Raw genomic sequence first — 16,071 nt, forward strand, 5'->3', positions numbered from 1 at the left:
CTTTCGATATAGAATAAATTAATCTACATCTTCAACTAAAACTCATCTCTTCCTAATCAAAAACTAAGCACAGTCATCGTTTTATGACTGTGCTTTATTTATATTTATTCATTAATGTTTTTGGGATATGACAATAATCATTAGGAAATTTATCTAATCTGTCTTGATGTTCTTCTGCACTTTTTACATAATTCATCAAGATCTTAACTTCTACTGCAATTTTTTTTGCATCGTATCGATTTTTAATAAATTGACGAGCAGTTTCTAAATGTTCTGGTTGCTCACTATAAATGCCTGTTCTATATTTCAAACCAACATCTTCACCTTGTTTGTTCACACTATAAGGATAAATAATTTCAAATAAATAACTCATCATATCATCAACTGTTACACTTTCAGGATTAAAGTTAACCTTTACACATTCTGCATAGCCATCATACTCACCTTCAATTGTACTACTACTGCCATTTGCCCTACCTGCTTCAGTCTCTATTACACCTGGTAAAGTCTTCAAAAAAGCTTGCACTCCCCATAAACAACCACCAGCTACATATATTGTTTCCATCATTAACGCTCCTAAAAATAAGATACATTCATTATACAAGAAAGTAATATAAATACACTGAATTTCATTTGTTATGTTACAATACATTAACTCAATTTTAAAATTTAGCTGTTTCACAATAAATTGGAGAACGAGGTGTTATATGAAACTCGTAGCTTATGATGACGCATACTATGAAAAAATAGAAAACTTTCAAATCAATTCTTCACAATTAGAATTCACTAATGCACCACTTGATAACATAAGATTAGCAAAACAAAACCCTAATAGACATTGTATATTGGGATTATCCAACCAAAATGATTTAGTTGTATTCTACGTCTTACATGAAGATTGTGAGTTTACAAATTACTTTTCGACCCCAGCAGAATCAACGATATTTATAAGATCTTTATCAACCGACGAACGTCACCTTAGAAAAGGTTATGCTAGGAAAAGTTTAGAACGCTTAGACTCATACTTAGTTGAACATATGTCACATATCAAACACATAGCTTTACTCGTAGACAAACCAAATCAAATTGCCTATCAATTATATACTAGTCTCGGCTTCAAAGACGTGAAAGTAGAAGTAGATAATGATGGGGATATTCAACTATTGATGGAAAAAAGCTTATAGTAAAGCAACTTATCTACTACCTACCTCCTAATCCTTAACTATTTCTTAACTAATATTAAATAACTTTTAACTGCCTCATTTTTATATTTTTTTATATTATAATCAACTCATCAAACGATTTGGAGATGATTATATGAATATTAAAAAGTTAATTCCTGTTACTTTAGCAACTGTTATTTTAGGTTTTGGGGCAGCTAATATTACTGAAGCGAATCATGCTGATGCGAGAACTCATTCTCAAAATGGACTCACTTTACATGATGATACTCGCTTACCCTTCCATACCAATCAAAATTTAGCAGCGCTTTTGAATAAGGATACAGATGCTTTAACTAAAAACCAACTTATTGATTATTTTAAAATGTTAGGTTTTAAAAATGTAGGGCAAGTTATACAAACTGCTGAAAAACAAAATTTAGATGTATCTGAATTTAATAAGTACAGAAATCACACAGGTTGGAAATAATAAAAAGCAGGGACAAGTACACGTCCCTGCTTTTTTTAATTCTTATTTGTACATACTAAACTATTTCCCTTCCAAAACTTTTCCTACTAATAAAAATTTGGTAAAATCTATTCCATAAAATTCATTAAATGGAGGATTTAATATGGAAACGTTAGATAATAATGAAAAATTACAAGATTTTAAAACGAAACTTTTAAGAGTAAATGCTAATTTTAAATTTCTATGTGCCCATGTTGCTAATGAAAATGGTTATTCATTGAATTTTTGTAACTTATTATATGTTATAAGTGAAAATGAAGGAATGACTTTAGCAGAGTTAGCTGAATCTGTTGATATGGATAAAGGGAATTTAAGTAGATTGCTGAACCAACAAATTCAGAGTGGATATGTTGAGAAGAAAATAGATGCTATTGATAACAGAAAAATACGTGTTTATATTACGGATACTGGTCAAAGTAAAATAAACGAAATTAGCCAAATTTGTATTACAAATCTTGATCAATTATTAAATATATTACCTGAAGAAGAACTCGAAAATTTTATGATAACTTTAAATAAATTAGATACTCATTTCAGTGTTCTTTCTAAAAACTTAAAAGATTAAATGTCATTCCATCTCTATTTCTAGTTTCATTTTCTAAATAAAAACGATTTCATATTATTTTACAAAATCAAACAATTGAAAAATGCAACTTTTTTGATACAATATAATGAGGACAAAAATGTGCACTCATATAAATATTGTTCCACACTTCAACAAAGATAATATCAAATAGACTTTTATATAAATTAATAAAGAAAAATAGAGGAGATAAGAAAATGGATTATAGAGTATTATTGTTTTATAAATATACAACAATTACTGACCCCGAAACTTTTGCAACAGAGCACTTAGAATTTTGTAAAGACTTAGAACTTAAAGGTCGTATTTTAGTAGCAACTGAAGGTATTAACGGTACACTTTCAGGTACGAAAGCTGATACAGACAAATACATGGAACAAATGAAAGCAGACGAAAGATTTGAAGGCATCACTTTTAAAGTTGATGAAGCTGAAGGTCATGCTTTCAAAAAAATGCACGTACGTCCAAGAGCTGAAATCGTAGCTTTAGATTTAGAAGATGATGTAAACCCAATAGAATTAACTGGTAATTATTTATCACCTAAAGAATTTAAAGAAGCATTATTAGCAGATGATACAATTGTTATCGATGCTAGAAATGATTATGAATATGACTTAGGTCATTTCCGTGGCGCAGTTCGTCCGAATATTACAAGATTCAGAGATTTACCAGATTGGATCAAAGAGAACAAAGAACAATTTATGGATAAAAAAATTGTCACTTACTGTACAGGCGGTATCCGTTGTGAAAAATTCTCAGGATTCTTACTTAAAGAAGGATTCGAAGATGTAAGCCAGTTAGAAGGTGGTATTGCAACTTACGGTAAAGATCCAGAAACTAAAGGTGAATACTGGGATGGAAAAATGTATGTATTTGACGAACGTATTAGTGTAGATGTGAATCAAGTAGAAAAAACTGTAGTTGGTAAAGAATGGTTCGATGGAACACCATGTGAAAGATATATTAACTGTAGTAATCCAGAATGTAACCGTCAATTCTTAGTAAATGAAGAGAACGAACATAAATATTTAGGTGCATGTTCACACGAATGTGCAGAACACGAAAGCAACCGATATGTAAAAGCACATGACATCAGTGAAGAAGAAAAAGCAAAACGCTTAGAAAACTTTAAAGAATTAGTATAGAAGGATAAGAGGCTGAGACAAATTTTAAATTGTCTCAGCCTCTATTGTTTATTCTATAAAGTATAATTTATTGTTGTCTAACGCGCATGTTTCGTTAGTCTTGATCGTTAGAATTTCTAACGCGCTTGTTTACTTTTTCTTGCTCGTTAGCCGACTACAAAACATCTACTATAGAGCAGTAAGTCCACCATCTATTACAAATTCAGCACCAGTAGAATAGCTTGAGTCATCTGAAGCTAAGAAAGTTACCATGTTTGAAACTTCTTCTGCTTGTGCTACACGTCTCATTGGTATTGTCTTTTTGAATTCTTCTACCGCTTCTTTTACGCCTTCTTGTTCCAACATTGGTGTTTGAATTACACCAGGATGTACAGAGTTTACTCGAATATTATATGGTGATAATTCTCTAGAAGCTGCTTTAGTCATACCTCTTACAGCAAACTTAGTATCTGTGTATCCAATTGCACCACCAACTAAACCATTCATAGAAGAAATATTTATAATAGAACCTTTATGTTGTTCTTTCATAATAGGCGCTACTGTCTTCATTCCTAAAAATACTGATAATTGGTTAATCTGTACAATCTTCATATAATCATCTGTAGTCAATTCTTCCAAAGGCGTATTGTACGTAATTCCCGCATTATTCACTAATACATCAATACGTCCCCATTTATCCATAGTTTGTTGAACAACATTTTTCCAATCATTTTCGTCAGATACATTATGTTTAATAAACATAACTTCTCCTTTTAATTCAGATTCAGTCTGATGACCGCTTTCTTCATTAATATCTGTAATGATAACTTTTGCTCCTTGTTCTAATGCTTTTTCTGCATGTATTTTCCCCATGCCTTGTGCTGCTCCCGTGATTATAACAACTTTATTTTCTAGTCTTTCCATAATTAACACCCTTCCTTTTATTTTAAACGATCAACTTGTTCTAATAACTTTTTCTGTATTTTAAGAAGTTGTTCGGTTTCTTCATCATTCAATGTTGAATATATATCATTCCTTAAAATTTCTTCTTGCTTTTGAGCTTCTTCAAGTAACTTAATACCTTTATCCGTAATCGAAATGAGCGTTACTCTACGATCATACTCTTGAGGAACTCTTAAAATATATTCTTCTTTGATTAATTTATTTGTCATACCTGTAATAGCACCAGGCGTATAACCAATTTTTTTAGCAATTGTTGAAGACTTTTGAGGTCCATCTTCTTTAAGCTTTGATAGTAAAATGATTTGAGAGATATTAACATTTTTAAAACGGTTCATAAATATTGTTATCGTCTTATCTTTCAATAATTCTAGCGTATGTAGCAATTCAAAAAATTTAGTATCCATCATGTCCTCCTTAGCTCTTGTTTGATTTGTTAATTATATTATACGACTAAATAGTTTAGCTGTAAAATATTTAGCATTAAAAGGTTTAACACTAAAATATTTAAAAGTAAAATTATTGATGTAAAGCTATTCGTATGAACATTTCTCCCGAGTTTTGTCTATATGGCTACCCTTATCAGCACTGCAACTTGCTTGCTCAAATAAAAAAGCTTATCTTTTGGTTATATCCCGCTAGATAAGCTTTTTAAAAGTTTTATTCAATTATTTTTGTTTCTGATAACTTCTTATACCAATATGCACTTTTCTTTGGATACCTTTCTTGTGTATCAAAATCTACATAGAATAATCCATATCTTTTTTCATAACCATTTGACCATGAGAACACATCCATTAACGACCAGATAAAATATCCTTGAACATTCGCACCGTCTGCTATAGCGTCTGATATAATTTCTAAGTGTTTCTTAACATAATCTATACGCGCATCATCATTAACTGTATTATTTTCAAATTCATCTTTATATCCTAGTCCATTTTCCGTTATATAAATCTTCTTATAGTTTGGATAGTCTGCCTTCACTCTCATAATTTGGTCATAAAGTCCTTTAGGATATATCATCCAATCCCAATCTGTACGTGGCACATCGATGTCAAATTCACGTTGCCCTATACCTTTAAGCTGATATTTAGACCCACCTTTATTACCTTTAGAATTGTGCGTAATTTCAGTTTCTCCATCAAATGCGCTCATCCAATCACTCATATAATAATTGATGCCTAAGAAGTCATTTAAATCTTTTGAATCATTTAATATTCTTAAATCTTCATCACGAATATCAAGTTCTCCTCCATTGACTTCCAAAATGTGCTGAACCCCTTGCATTGTTTTATCGGAATATTTACCCAAATATGTGGCATCTAAAATAAATTTATTATGGATAATGTCTTCAAGTTCTGCCGCTCTCACATCTTCTGGATTATTTGGATCATATGGATATTTAGTAGGAAGTGCATGAACAATACCAATTTCTCCTTTATACCCTTTGTCTTTAAATAATTTAATTGCTCTTGCGTGTGCTATCATCATGTTGTGGTGAGACTGAAATACTTTTGCGAAATCATATTTAATACCTGGTGGAAATTTACCTACTAAATACTGCCCGTCTCCGATAGGTCCAATTTCATTAAATGTAGTCCAATAATTCACTTCTTCAAATTCATTAAAGCAAAAATCAGCATATTCAACGAAGTAATCAATATTTTGACGATTTAAAAAATCTCCATCAGAATGTAACTTTTCTGGTGTATCAAAATGATGTAGCGTTACAAACGGTTCTACATCTCTTTTATGACATTCTTTAAATAAATTATGATAGAATTCAACACCTTTAGCATTCACATTTCCGTAACCATCTGGAAAAATCCTTGACCATGCTATCGAAATTCTTATTCCATTAATACCAAATTTTTCACTAAGCTCTAAATCTATTGGGTATTGATTATAAAAATCACTAGCTGGCTCTGCTGTGTACCAATAATTTTCTTCTAAATAAGTATCCCAAGCTACTCTACCTTTTCCATCTGTTTGAGTTGCACCTTCAGCTTGATATGCTGCCGTTGCACCACCAAAAATAAAATCTTCTGGTAAGTCTTTCATATCTATATCTATTCCCTTCTATATTTTGAGTTGATTTCTTACAAACGCTAAAGCACCTTTACCATCACGTGTTAATTTAATGTATTCTGCACCTTCAGTTTTTGCTAATTTAACACCTAATCTATCGGCATCTTGTTTAATATCCTCATAATTTGAAGCAACTTGTGGTGCAAGAACGATTAGATCATAATCTTTCATAATATCCATATGAGCGCCATAACCTCCAGCTGCTGCAGTAATTGGTTCTCCAAATTCTTTAGCTGCTTTATTTAAAGCGTTAGCAAGCAATCCACTCGTACCACCACCTGCGCATAATACTAATACGCTTTTTGATTCTTTGTTGCATAAATGATCATTACTTACTTTTCTATCTTCTTTTTTAATTTCATTGTTGCGAGAATTACTTATAATACTTTCAGCCTTACTTGTATCAAAATTTTCTTTAACTTTATTTTGCAAATTTTCAGATTTTTTAAGTCCGGAAATTTCTTCTTCAACAATTTGTCTGTCATAGACCCTCAAGAATGGATAATAAATCATAATATCTACAATCACTAACGTAATTGCTAAAATAAATGACCATACACCTAAACCTGTACCCATCACTATTCCAATTGGTGCTGGCGTTGTCCAAGGAAGATTGACACTGAAGCTATTCATGCCTATTACATCAACAAATATTTTAAAAATCCATACGTTTGCAATTGGTGCTAATATAAATGGAATGAAGAACACAGGATTCAAAACTAATGGTGCACCGAAGAGAATAGGTTCATTTACACCAAAGAATGTAGGTACTACAGATGCTCTACCAATCGCTTTATTGCGTTTAGATTTAGTAAGCCACATAAACATGAACGGAACGACTAAGGTAGCCCCCGTCCCACCCATAGTTACAATAAACATTTGAGTCCCAGACGTTATAATCTTGTCTGCGTGTGCACCAGAACTTAATAATTGATAGTTCGTTTCAATATTGGCATACGTTATTGCCGCTATTGCCGGTTCTACTATTGAAGGACCGTGAATACCAACAAACCAAAATAATGCAAATGCTCCAAATATAATCGTAATACCGACATACCCATCAGCTGCTGTAAATAATGGTGCCAAGAATTCAATAATAGCGTGCGCAACATTTGCTCCTAATATCGCTCTACTTAATAAATCAAATCCATATAACACTAAAATAACTAAAGCGAATGGAATAATATCTTTAAATACTTGGGAAATATTTGGTGGTACTTCTTCAGGCATTTTGATTGTAACGTTTTTCTTAACACAGATGTGATATATGATTACTGTGACAAATGCAGATAGAAATGCTGTTAGTAAACCTTTAGTACCTAAAAATTCACTCGTAAATCCACCATCTTTAATCGAATCAGAAGCTAAAAATAAAAAGCCACAAATCGACGCTATCATAGTAGATATAAAGTTAATTTGATTTGTATTTTCTAATCTTCGGTTATATGAATCGGTTAACGATTTAGCAGTTGTACCTGCAACTAATAACGCAACAATACCCATTGTGTATTGATAAGGTTTCATAAGTGCCGCTTCAGAACTCTTGCTCCAAGTGAATCCAAATACGTTTGGTACATATGCTATTAATAAGAAAATACTTGAAAATAGAATGACCGGCATTGCTGAAATAAAACCATCACGAATAGCCCTTAAATAAATATTACGAGAAATTTTTTCAAAAAGTGGTTTAGCTTTTTCAATTTGCGCGATAATTGCTTCCATAATTATTAACTCCCTCTTTTGTAAAGTTCAACGATATGCTTCATCATATCTTTCAGAAGCAGCGTAGTCATAAGGTGGTCTTGGCCATGCATCATCGTTACACTATATGCAATGTCTTCGCCAGAAGCTTCTTTAGTTAATAATTCTGTTTGTGCATTATGTGCGCTTACAATATGTTGATTAGCCTCTTCTATTAATTGTTCTGCTTCATTAAAGTCCCCTTGTTGTGCTGCATTTAAAGCGATGAGTAATTTTGATCTAGCATCTCCTGCATAAGCTACTATTTCAAAACCTAACATTGTTGTTTCTTCACGATTCATGGTTAACACTCCTTTAATCCCTTGTTATAATTTCTCCCTAACTGAAACAGCTGTTTGTTTAAGCACCTTATTTAATGCGTTAATATTGTTAAACCCTTCTGTCTGCAACCATTTTCTAGCCGCTTCTTCCCCTTTTTCTATGTAAATAGGTACGACTCCTGCCCAAGTTGCCCGTCCACAAAGGACACCATTGAATTTAGCGCCAGATGCATGTGCAAATTCCAAAGTATCTTGAAATAATTTTGCTGATACACCTGCACTCAAATAAATATATGGTAGATTTGTAGAAGCTTCTTGCTCTTTAAAATATTGCATAGCTTCTTCTTTCGTATATACCATTTCACTTTCACCAAATCCTTCAACGTACGCCATGTTTACAGGGACTTCGACTTTTAATACATCGACATTAAATCTCTCTTCTGAGAATACTTTCATAGCACCATTAACTTTTCTAGGCTTTACTTTAGCGAATTCAACACTTCCATTATCAGGAATGTTATCGTCATAAGTTAATACTTCTAAGAAGAATGGCATATTTTCAGCTACACACTCGGAACCAATTCTTTCTATGTATGCCTTCTTCTTAAGATTGATACTTTCAGAATCATCAACATCATAATATAGAAGAAATTTAACAGCATCTGCACCATGCTCTTTAATTCTTTTAACTGACCAATCTTCTAGACAATCAGGTAATCGTCCTTTAGAGTTCACATCATAGCCCGTTTTTTCATAGGCTAATAATAATCCTGACTCGTCATTACGTGCTTTAGAAGCTGGTAAACCGTATTCGGGGTCCAGCAATATGGACGAAGCGTATTCTGTCAAAGTTTCAGAAACCAATGACTTTAAATTTTCTATTTGTTCTAATGTTGGTTCTGTATCTTGATACTTGGCCATCATACGTTTTAAAGCACCTCGTTGATCGAACGCTAAAGCTGATATGATACCTTTCTCATCGCTTAAACGCCTTAATTGTTCAAATTTATGATCTATTTTATTCATTTGTTCACACCTCAATAATTTTGATTTTGTTATAAAGGTCATCGTAGTTCTTTAAATTGATATAACCCGTAACTGTTTCTTGTGCGTTTAACATACCTAGAGTATTTGCCTTTTTAAGTAATGCTTCATTCGTTGCTTTATTCATCAAAGCAGACGCAAAACCAGCTATCATTGAATCGCCTGAACCAACAGGATTCACAACTTGGATTTTAGGTATGTCCACTTTGTAATATTTATCTTTATGTTTAGCGAATACACCATTTGAACCTAAAGACACAACAACCCATTCGATATTTTTAAATATTGGATTCGATACTGCTTGTTTCAATGAATCAATATTTTCATTTATTTGTTCTCCAAGTAATTCAGCGATTTCATCGATATTCGGTTTAATCAACAATGGTTTATATTGACCTCTCAATACTTCTGTAAGCGCTTTATTAGAACAGTCTAAAATTGCTGGAACCGAGTGTTTATCACAGGTCTTTATTAAACTTGAATAAAAATTTGGTTCCACACCTTTAGGTAAACTTCCGGATATCACAGCAATGTCAGATTTACTCACGAGTTCTTCAAAATGTTCATTAAAGCTTTCTATTTCTTCAGTACTAATAGTAGGTCCACCTTCAAGTATTTCTGTTTGGTTTCCTTCGTGTAATATAGCGATACAATTTCTTGTATTGCCTTGAATTTCAAAAAAATGATTTGCTATATTATGATCATTCAAAGATTGTTCAAGAAATTCTCCGAGTTTACCACCTTTTAAACCAGAAGCCACAACTTGTTCATTTAACTGGTTTAAAACTCTCGTTACATTTAAACCTTTTCCACCAGCGGTTTTATTCAATTTATTTGTTCTATTAACATGATTGATTGATAAATTATCCAATTGATATGATATGTCTACCGAAGGATTCATCGTAATCGTTAAAATCATAATAATATTCCTTTAATCATGATATTCACCTTTATCCCACTTCTCTAAAAATTCATCAAAGAAATGAGCGTCTGTTTGGCTTTCACTTTGACCTTCTAAATATTTAATTTTAGAAATAAGCTTTTTATTCTCTTCTGTAGGTTTATATTCAGCTTCAATAAAACCTTCAATAATATCGCACATTAATAATTCACCAATGATTTTGCCTCCAAATCCAATCACGTTCGCATTTAATTCTTCTTTAGCATAAATAGCAGAAGTCATATCTCTTACTAGAGCAGAACGTACACCTGGAACTTTATTAACAGCATTATTTATACCAACGCCAGTCCCACATATACATACACCCAAATCTGCTTCTCCAGTTGTTACTGCTTCTCCGACCTTTTTTCCGTAAATAGGATAATGTGTTCTCGCAAAATCATAAGTACCACAATCAATCACTTCATGACCAAGCGTTTTTAAAAATTGTGAAACTGCCATTTTTGTATCTGTAACAATATGATCACAACCGATTGCAATCTTCATCTATATTTCCTCCTCATTTAGCACATTTTATTTAACATATCGACACGAATTTGATGTCTTCCACCATCATATTTAGCGTTAATAAACTCTTGAACGATGTTAATTGCGAGTTGTTCTCCAACAATTTCTGAACCTATCGTAATCATTCTCGAATTATTATGTTCCCTTGTCATATATGCTGATCTTTCTTCGGAAACTTCAGCAGCAATCATGCCTTTAATTTTTGTTGCTACCATGAAACTGCCTGCTCCGTATGCATCTATAGCAATACCTAAATTTTCTTCATTTGTTTGAACTTCTTTAACAACAGCTAAGGTCGCATCTACGAAGTCAACATCATTACCTTCTGTAGCATCGACAACTTTATAATTGTTTTTCAATAAATATTCTTTGATACGTGATTTTAGATTTTTCCCATGCTCATCTGAACCAATTACGACATTCATTCAAATCTCCCTTTCTATTTGTTTATTTCATGTTGCTTTAAACAATATAAACGCTTACAAAATGATTATATTTAGATTATAAACATAAATGAACATATAATCAACATTTATTGTTCGATTTTATTTAAATAATATATAAAAAGACAAAATCTGTTTAGATTTTGTCTTTTATCGTTTAATTCTTGTTTATATAATGACTTCTGTATAATCTGCTATTATTTTATTTTTGTCTTCGTCTTTACCATCAGTTATGACACCATTTAATGATTTCAAATCACAAAATGAAACGAAATCTTCTTTTCCTATTTTTGATGAGTCAACGAGCAAATATTTCTCTAGAGAATTTCTAAGCGCTAATTTTTGAGTGTATGCTTCTTCATGTGAAGATGTCATTACGTCTATTCCTTTTACGCCGTTAGCGCTGAAGAACATTTTACTAAATCTCATTGTTTCTAATGCACTGTTTGTCATGTCCCCTGTAAACGATTCAGTAATTTCTCTCATTTCTCCACCTATTAAATAGACTTTGAAATATTCACTTTTCTTTTTAAATAGAATATTAAATACAGGCAAACAGTTTGTTATGACTGATAAATTTTTATTATAAATTTCTTCTGCTAAAAATTCTACAGTAGTACCTGGTCCTAGAAATACTGTGTTTCCTTCTTCAATAATTGTGGCTGCCTTCTTAGCTATTTGTTTTTTCTCTTCAATATATTGTGTATGCTTCTCTTTATGTGACATTTCTTTAAATTGAAAAGCCGAATTACTTCTTGCACCGCCATGTATTTTGGTTAGTATACCCTGTCCATCTAATTCAGCTAAATCTCGTCTTATTGTCATATCAGAAACATTGAGCTCTTCAACTATTTCAGCAATTCTTATTGATCCTTTTCTATTTACTAAATCCGTTATTTCATCTAATCTATCATATTTATTCAATGCATATAGCCCCCTTATAATATTGTTGATTTTACAATAAAATTGTTTGAAAAAGAAACATTTACATACTAATATATCAGGCTTTGTTTGATTATGTTAATTTTTAATAAATTAATTACTTTTATAAAACAATTTCAAAAGTTAAATAGAACGACGGTATTAAAGAAAAACACCTCAATATGGGAGGGTAAATATATAATTGTGAATGAAAAAAAGAGCAGAAATTTAACAATGAATTTCTGCTCTTTTAATTTTAAAATATCAATATCACTGGAACGGTTATGATTTAGTTGAACTTATAAATTTATTTCACTTTAAATGCTCTCATTGATTTCTCTAGATGTGATTTCATTGAAGTTATAATAGCGTCAGTATTTTTTGTTGAGAGTGCTTTAAGTATTTCATTATGTTCATCGAGGACATCTAACATTCTTCCCTGGCTTTTCAATCCTTGTGTCCCAATCAATATAGATAAGTCATGTTGAACGTTATAACTTTTTAGAAATAATTTAAATTCTATTATTTCCATTAAATATGTGTGGAATTCTTTATCTAATAACATGAAAGTATAATAATCATTCTTTTCTGCTGCTATTGATTGATGTTCTATAATGGTTTGCATATCAAGTATGTGTTTATCAGTAATTACTTTTACTAAAAAAGGTACACATGCGATTTCCAAAGATTCTCTCAATAAAAATATTTGATCAATTTCATGATTTGTAAATGTGTTTACTTTATAACCTTTTCTAGGCTTAAATATCAAGAGTTGTTCCAACACCAATTCATTCATTGCTTCTCTAACAGGTGTACGAGACACATCAAGTAAATTAGATAATTCAACTTCAGTAATGAACTCATTTAGTGGCAATTCATTATTGAATAAGGAGTATTTAACTTGATCGTAGATTTCTTGTTTAATTGAATTTCTATTAACTTTTTTTAGTGAATTATACATACATACACCTCCTTAGAAAATTTATTTAAATAATGAAACTGGATAAGTAATTAGCCATGGCACATACGTGATAATTACAAGTACAACGATTAAAATAGCTAATTGTGGAATAATAGATTTAATAATTTTCTTAATATCCACTTTACCTATAGATGAAACAACAAATAGACAGACACCTACTGGCGGTGTAATCATTCCAATTGATAGATTCACTGCCATAACCACTCCAAAATGAATCGGATCAATATTCGTAGCTAATATTAACGGCAAGAATATTGGTGTGAAGATGGTTACTGCACTTATCGTATCTATAAATGTACCAGCAATTAACAATACTATATTAATAACAAGTAAGAGCAATAATGGATTCTCAGCAAATATTCCTAGCATGTTTTGTATCTGTTCTGGCACATTGTTAAATGATACAAACCAAATAAATACTGCTGCACTTCCTATTAAGAATATTATACCAATTGATGTCTTTGTACTGCTAACCAAAGCATCATATAATTTTTTAAAAGTAAGCTCTTTATAAACTAATGTACTTATAAGTATGGCATATAGGACCGCTATTACGCCAGATTCAGTAGCTGTAAACAAGCCACTAATAATACCGCCAATTATAATTGCAGGCATTAATAATGCTAAAATCGCATCTTTAAATCCTAGAAGAATATCTTTAATAGGTGGAAAGCTATCCATAGATTTGTAGTTATTCTTTTTACCTACAAAATAACTATAAATCATTAATCCTACACCCATTAAAATTCCTGGAACTATTCCGCCTATAAATAAATCACTTATAGATTGATTAGCCATTACACCAAATAAAATAAATATAATACTTGGTGGTATAATCGGCCCTACTGTAGAAGCTGATGCAACTAATGCAGAAGAAAATCCTTCATCATATCCTTCCTTCTTCATTAAAGGTAAAAGCATTCCACCAATTGCAGCTGCTGCAGCAATCGCTGTACCTGTTAAAGCAGCAAAGAATACACTCGAAATAATAACTACCATCGCTAATCCACCAGGTAATGGGCCAATTAACAACTTAGAAAAATTCACAATTCTTTGGGACATGCCCCCTTTAGACATAATCTCTCCAGCTAGTACAAATAGAGGGATAGCTAACAGTGAAAAGTTATTAATCCCGAAGTACATTTTTCTCGGTATAATTTCTAGAAACTCAATACCTGTCCAGCCTATACCAATTATTGAAACAGCCATTAATGAGAAGGCAATAGGCGTTCTTAAAAGTATGAGTACAAATAGCAAAATAATTAAAAATAGTATCATGATTCATCACCTGTCTTCCATGTGAAATAAATCATGAGTAGAAAACATAAAGGCATCGGAATATACATAATCCATCTACCTATTGGTATTGATGTCATTACTTGATTAGCATCTATACTCAAATATACTTGTAAAATGCTGTAATAAACTAATATTAATAGCACTAATGTAATCACTGTTTTCACAAAATAGCTAAGTATGTTATTAATTTTAGCTGGCATTTCTTCAAATAAATCTACTTGTAAATGCTCTTGTTTATACATTAAGATTACTGCCCCAAACAAAATACTATAAACAAAAAATAGCATTAACACTTCTTGTGACCAAAATATAGAAGTCTTAAATATGAATCGAGTTAGTACTTGCAACAAAATCATAGCAATTGATAAAATCATGAAAAACGTCATGATATGTGTCAAAATATTTATAAACTTCTTCTCTAGTATATCCAGTTTATTCATAATTAGCCCCCTTATTTGCTAAATTGACGAACTATGGATTTAGGTACTTGGTCTGTAATTTGAGAATCTACATTTTTAGTTTTATTTTTAAATTCATCCCTATTAACATTCGTAATAATCATACCTTCATCCTTCAATTGCTTCTTAATTTTCTTCTCTTGACTTGCAATATATTTTCTTTGATAATCAGTTGCTTCTTTCACACTTTCGTCCACTATCTTTTTCTCTTTTTTAGATAGTTGGTTATAATAATCGTCATTCATAAGCACAACAGCAGGTGTATAAGTATGATTTGTTAAAGATATATATTTTTGTACTTCAAATAATTTCTGAGAATAAATCGTCGGTAAAGGATTTTCTTGTCCATCTACCACCCCTTGATCTAATGCTGAGTACAGTTCACTAAAACTGATTGGTGTTGGAATAGCATCAAGTGTTTTTAAATGTTCATTCCATACTTTTGCAGATTGGACTCTTAGTTTCAGATTTTTCATATCTTCTGGATGTTTGATTTCTCGCTTTTTATTAGTAAAATGTCTAAAACCAACTTCCCAATAACCAAGCCCTTTCATGTCTTTCTTTTTAGCTAATGCTAATAAATCTTTACCCGGCTTACCGTCTAGTTTCGAATAAACATCCTTTTTACTATCAAATAAATAAGGAATACCAAACAAATTCATTTCAGGCATTGTATTGGATAAACTACTATCCGCTGCAACTGTTGTCATTTGTATAGTACCAGTCATCGTTTGATCTACTAACTCATCTTCGTTTCCTAAGCTTCCATTCCCATATACATTCACTTTCATTTTCCCATCAGACTTCTCTTCTACTAACTCTTTAAACTTTTGAGAAGCAATATTATATTGATGAGTATCAGATCCTGTATGTGCTAATCTTATGGTTTTTTGTTCACTTCCATTCACTTTTTCAGTAGAATTTTGACAACCACTTAAGATTAGAAGAAGCAATAAGGATAGTGAAATAAACTTTTTCATTAAACGTC

General features: G+C 31.5%; 19 protein-coding genes. 4 read left to right on the forward strand and 15 right to left on the reverse strand.

The window, feature by feature from the left end:
* Window positions 1-94 precede the first annotated feature (94 nt).
* Entirely contained in the window at window positions 95-565 is a 471-nt protein-coding gene (locus LQ668_RS07945; protein ID WP_107509297.1) for a peptide-methionine (S)-S-oxide reductase, read from the reverse strand.
* A gap of 142 nt (window positions 566-707) precedes the next feature.
* Between LQ668_RS07945 and LQ668_RS07950 the strand changes: the two genes are divergently transcribed.
* From LQ668_RS07950 to trhO, 4 genes are all read left to right on the forward strand, one after another.
* The gene (locus LQ668_RS07950; RefSeq protein WP_157946488.1) at window positions 708-1,184 is read left to right on the forward strand and encodes a GNAT family N-acetyltransferase; all 477 of its coding nucleotides are present in this window, start codon (window positions 708-710) and stop codon (window positions 1,182-1,184) included.
* Window positions 1,185-1,317: 133 nt separating this feature from the next.
* Window positions 1,318-1,650, forward strand: coding sequence for an SPIN family peroxidase inhibitor (gene spn / locus LQ668_RS07955; RefSeq protein WP_107509299.1), 333 nt, complete (start codon window positions 1,318-1,320; stop codon window positions 1,648-1,650).
* A 142-nt stretch (window positions 1,651-1,792) separates the two neighbouring features.
* A complete protein-coding gene (locus LQ668_RS07960; protein WP_107509300.1) occupies window positions 1,793-2,254 on the forward strand; it encodes a MarR family winged helix-turn-helix transcriptional regulator in 462 nt (153 codons plus the stop codon).
* Between the two features lie 215 nt (window positions 2,255-2,469).
* Window positions 2,470-3,417: an oxygen-dependent tRNA uridine(34) hydroxylase TrhO gene (gene trhO / locus LQ668_RS07965; RefSeq protein ID WP_078357453.1), complete on the forward strand. Its 948-nt coding sequence runs from the start codon at window positions 2,470-2,472 to the stop codon at window positions 3,415-3,417.
* 168 nt (window positions 3,418-3,585) lie between these two features.
* On the opposite strand, the gene LQ668_RS07970 is transcribed toward trhO, so the two are convergent.
* The 14 genes from LQ668_RS07970 to LQ668_RS08035 form a co-directional block, all read right to left on the reverse strand.
* Window positions 3,586-4,320: an SDR family NAD(P)-dependent oxidoreductase gene (locus LQ668_RS07970; protein WP_107509301.1), complete on the reverse strand. Its 735-nt coding sequence runs from the start codon at window positions 4,318-4,320 to the stop codon at window positions 3,586-3,588.
* 17 nt (window positions 4,321-4,337) lie between these two features.
* A complete protein-coding gene (locus LQ668_RS07975; RefSeq protein ID WP_239775962.1) occupies window positions 4,338-4,763 on the reverse strand; it encodes a MarR family winged helix-turn-helix transcriptional regulator in 426 nt (141 codons plus the stop codon).
* A gap of 253 nt (window positions 4,764-5,016) precedes the next feature.
* Window positions 5,017-6,420: a 6-phospho-beta-galactosidase gene (gene lacG, locus LQ668_RS07980; RefSeq protein WP_107509302.1), complete on the reverse strand. Its 1,404-nt coding sequence runs from the start codon at window positions 6,418-6,420 to the stop codon at window positions 5,017-5,019.
* Between the two features lie 18 nt (window positions 6,421-6,438).
* Complete coding sequence (locus tag LQ668_RS07985; protein WP_107509303.1) at window positions 6,439-8,172, reverse strand: lactose-specific PTS transporter subunit EIIC; 1,734 nt, start codon at window positions 8,170-8,172, stop codon at window positions 6,439-6,441.
* Window positions 8,173-8,174: 2 nt separating this feature from the next.
* Window positions 8,175-8,489, reverse strand: a complete 315-nt coding sequence (locus LQ668_RS07990) for a PTS lactose/cellobiose transporter subunit IIA (protein ID WP_107509304.1) — start codon at window positions 8,487-8,489, stop codon at window positions 8,175-8,177.
* 24 nt (window positions 8,490-8,513) lie between these two features.
* On the reverse strand, window positions 8,514-9,494 hold the full coding sequence (gene lacD / locus LQ668_RS07995; protein ID WP_107509305.1) for a tagatose-bisphosphate aldolase: 981 nt from the start codon (window positions 9,492-9,494) through the stop codon (window positions 8,514-8,516).
* A 4-nt stretch (window positions 9,495-9,498) separates the two neighbouring features.
* On the reverse strand, window positions 9,499-10,431 hold the full coding sequence (locus tag LQ668_RS08000; RefSeq protein ID WP_107509306.1) for a tagatose-6-phosphate kinase: 933 nt from the start codon (window positions 10,429-10,431) through the stop codon (window positions 9,499-9,501).
* A 12-nt stretch (window positions 10,432-10,443) separates the two neighbouring features.
* The gene (gene lacB / locus LQ668_RS08005; protein ID WP_107509307.1) at window positions 10,444-10,959 is read right to left on the reverse strand and encodes a galactose-6-phosphate isomerase subunit LacB; all 516 of its coding nucleotides are present in this window, start codon (window positions 10,957-10,959) and stop codon (window positions 10,444-10,446) included.
* A gap of 17 nt (window positions 10,960-10,976) precedes the next feature.
* Window positions 10,977-11,405 (reverse strand): galactose-6-phosphate isomerase subunit LacA, encoded by a 429-nt coding sequence (gene lacA / locus LQ668_RS08010; protein WP_119634498.1) that lies wholly within the window; start codon window positions 11,403-11,405, stop codon window positions 10,977-10,979.
* A gap of 186 nt (window positions 11,406-11,591) precedes the next feature.
* Window positions 11,592-12,347, reverse strand: a complete 756-nt coding sequence (locus tag LQ668_RS08015) for a DeoR/GlpR family DNA-binding transcription regulator (protein WP_107509309.1) — start codon at window positions 12,345-12,347, stop codon at window positions 11,592-11,594.
* Window positions 12,348-12,651: 304 nt separating this feature from the next.
* Complete coding sequence (locus tag LQ668_RS08020; RefSeq protein ID WP_107509310.1) at window positions 12,652-13,305, reverse strand: GntR family transcriptional regulator; 654 nt, start codon at window positions 13,303-13,305, stop codon at window positions 12,652-12,654.
* A gap of 21 nt (window positions 13,306-13,326) precedes the next feature.
* Entirely contained in the window at window positions 13,327-14,604 is a 1,278-nt protein-coding gene (locus LQ668_RS08025; RefSeq protein ID WP_239732776.1) for a TRAP transporter large permease, read from the reverse strand.
* A complete protein-coding gene (locus LQ668_RS08030) occupies window positions 14,601-15,065 on the reverse strand; it encodes a TRAP transporter small permease (RefSeq protein ID WP_237687710.1) in 465 nt (154 codons plus the stop codon). Before LQ668_RS08030 ends, LQ668_RS08025 begins: the two co-directional genes overlap by 4 nt.
* A gap of 11 nt (window positions 15,066-15,076) precedes the next feature.
* A complete protein-coding gene (locus LQ668_RS08035) occupies window positions 15,077-16,063 on the reverse strand; it encodes a TRAP transporter substrate-binding protein (protein ID WP_119634499.1) in 987 nt (328 codons plus the stop codon).
* Window positions 16,064-16,071 lie beyond the last annotated feature (8 nt).

It is taken from the genome of Mammaliicoccus sp. K-M42 (assembly GCF_022386375.1).
Lineage (GTDB): Bacteria > Bacillota > Bacilli > Staphylococcales > Staphylococcaceae > Mammaliicoccus > Mammaliicoccus fleurettii.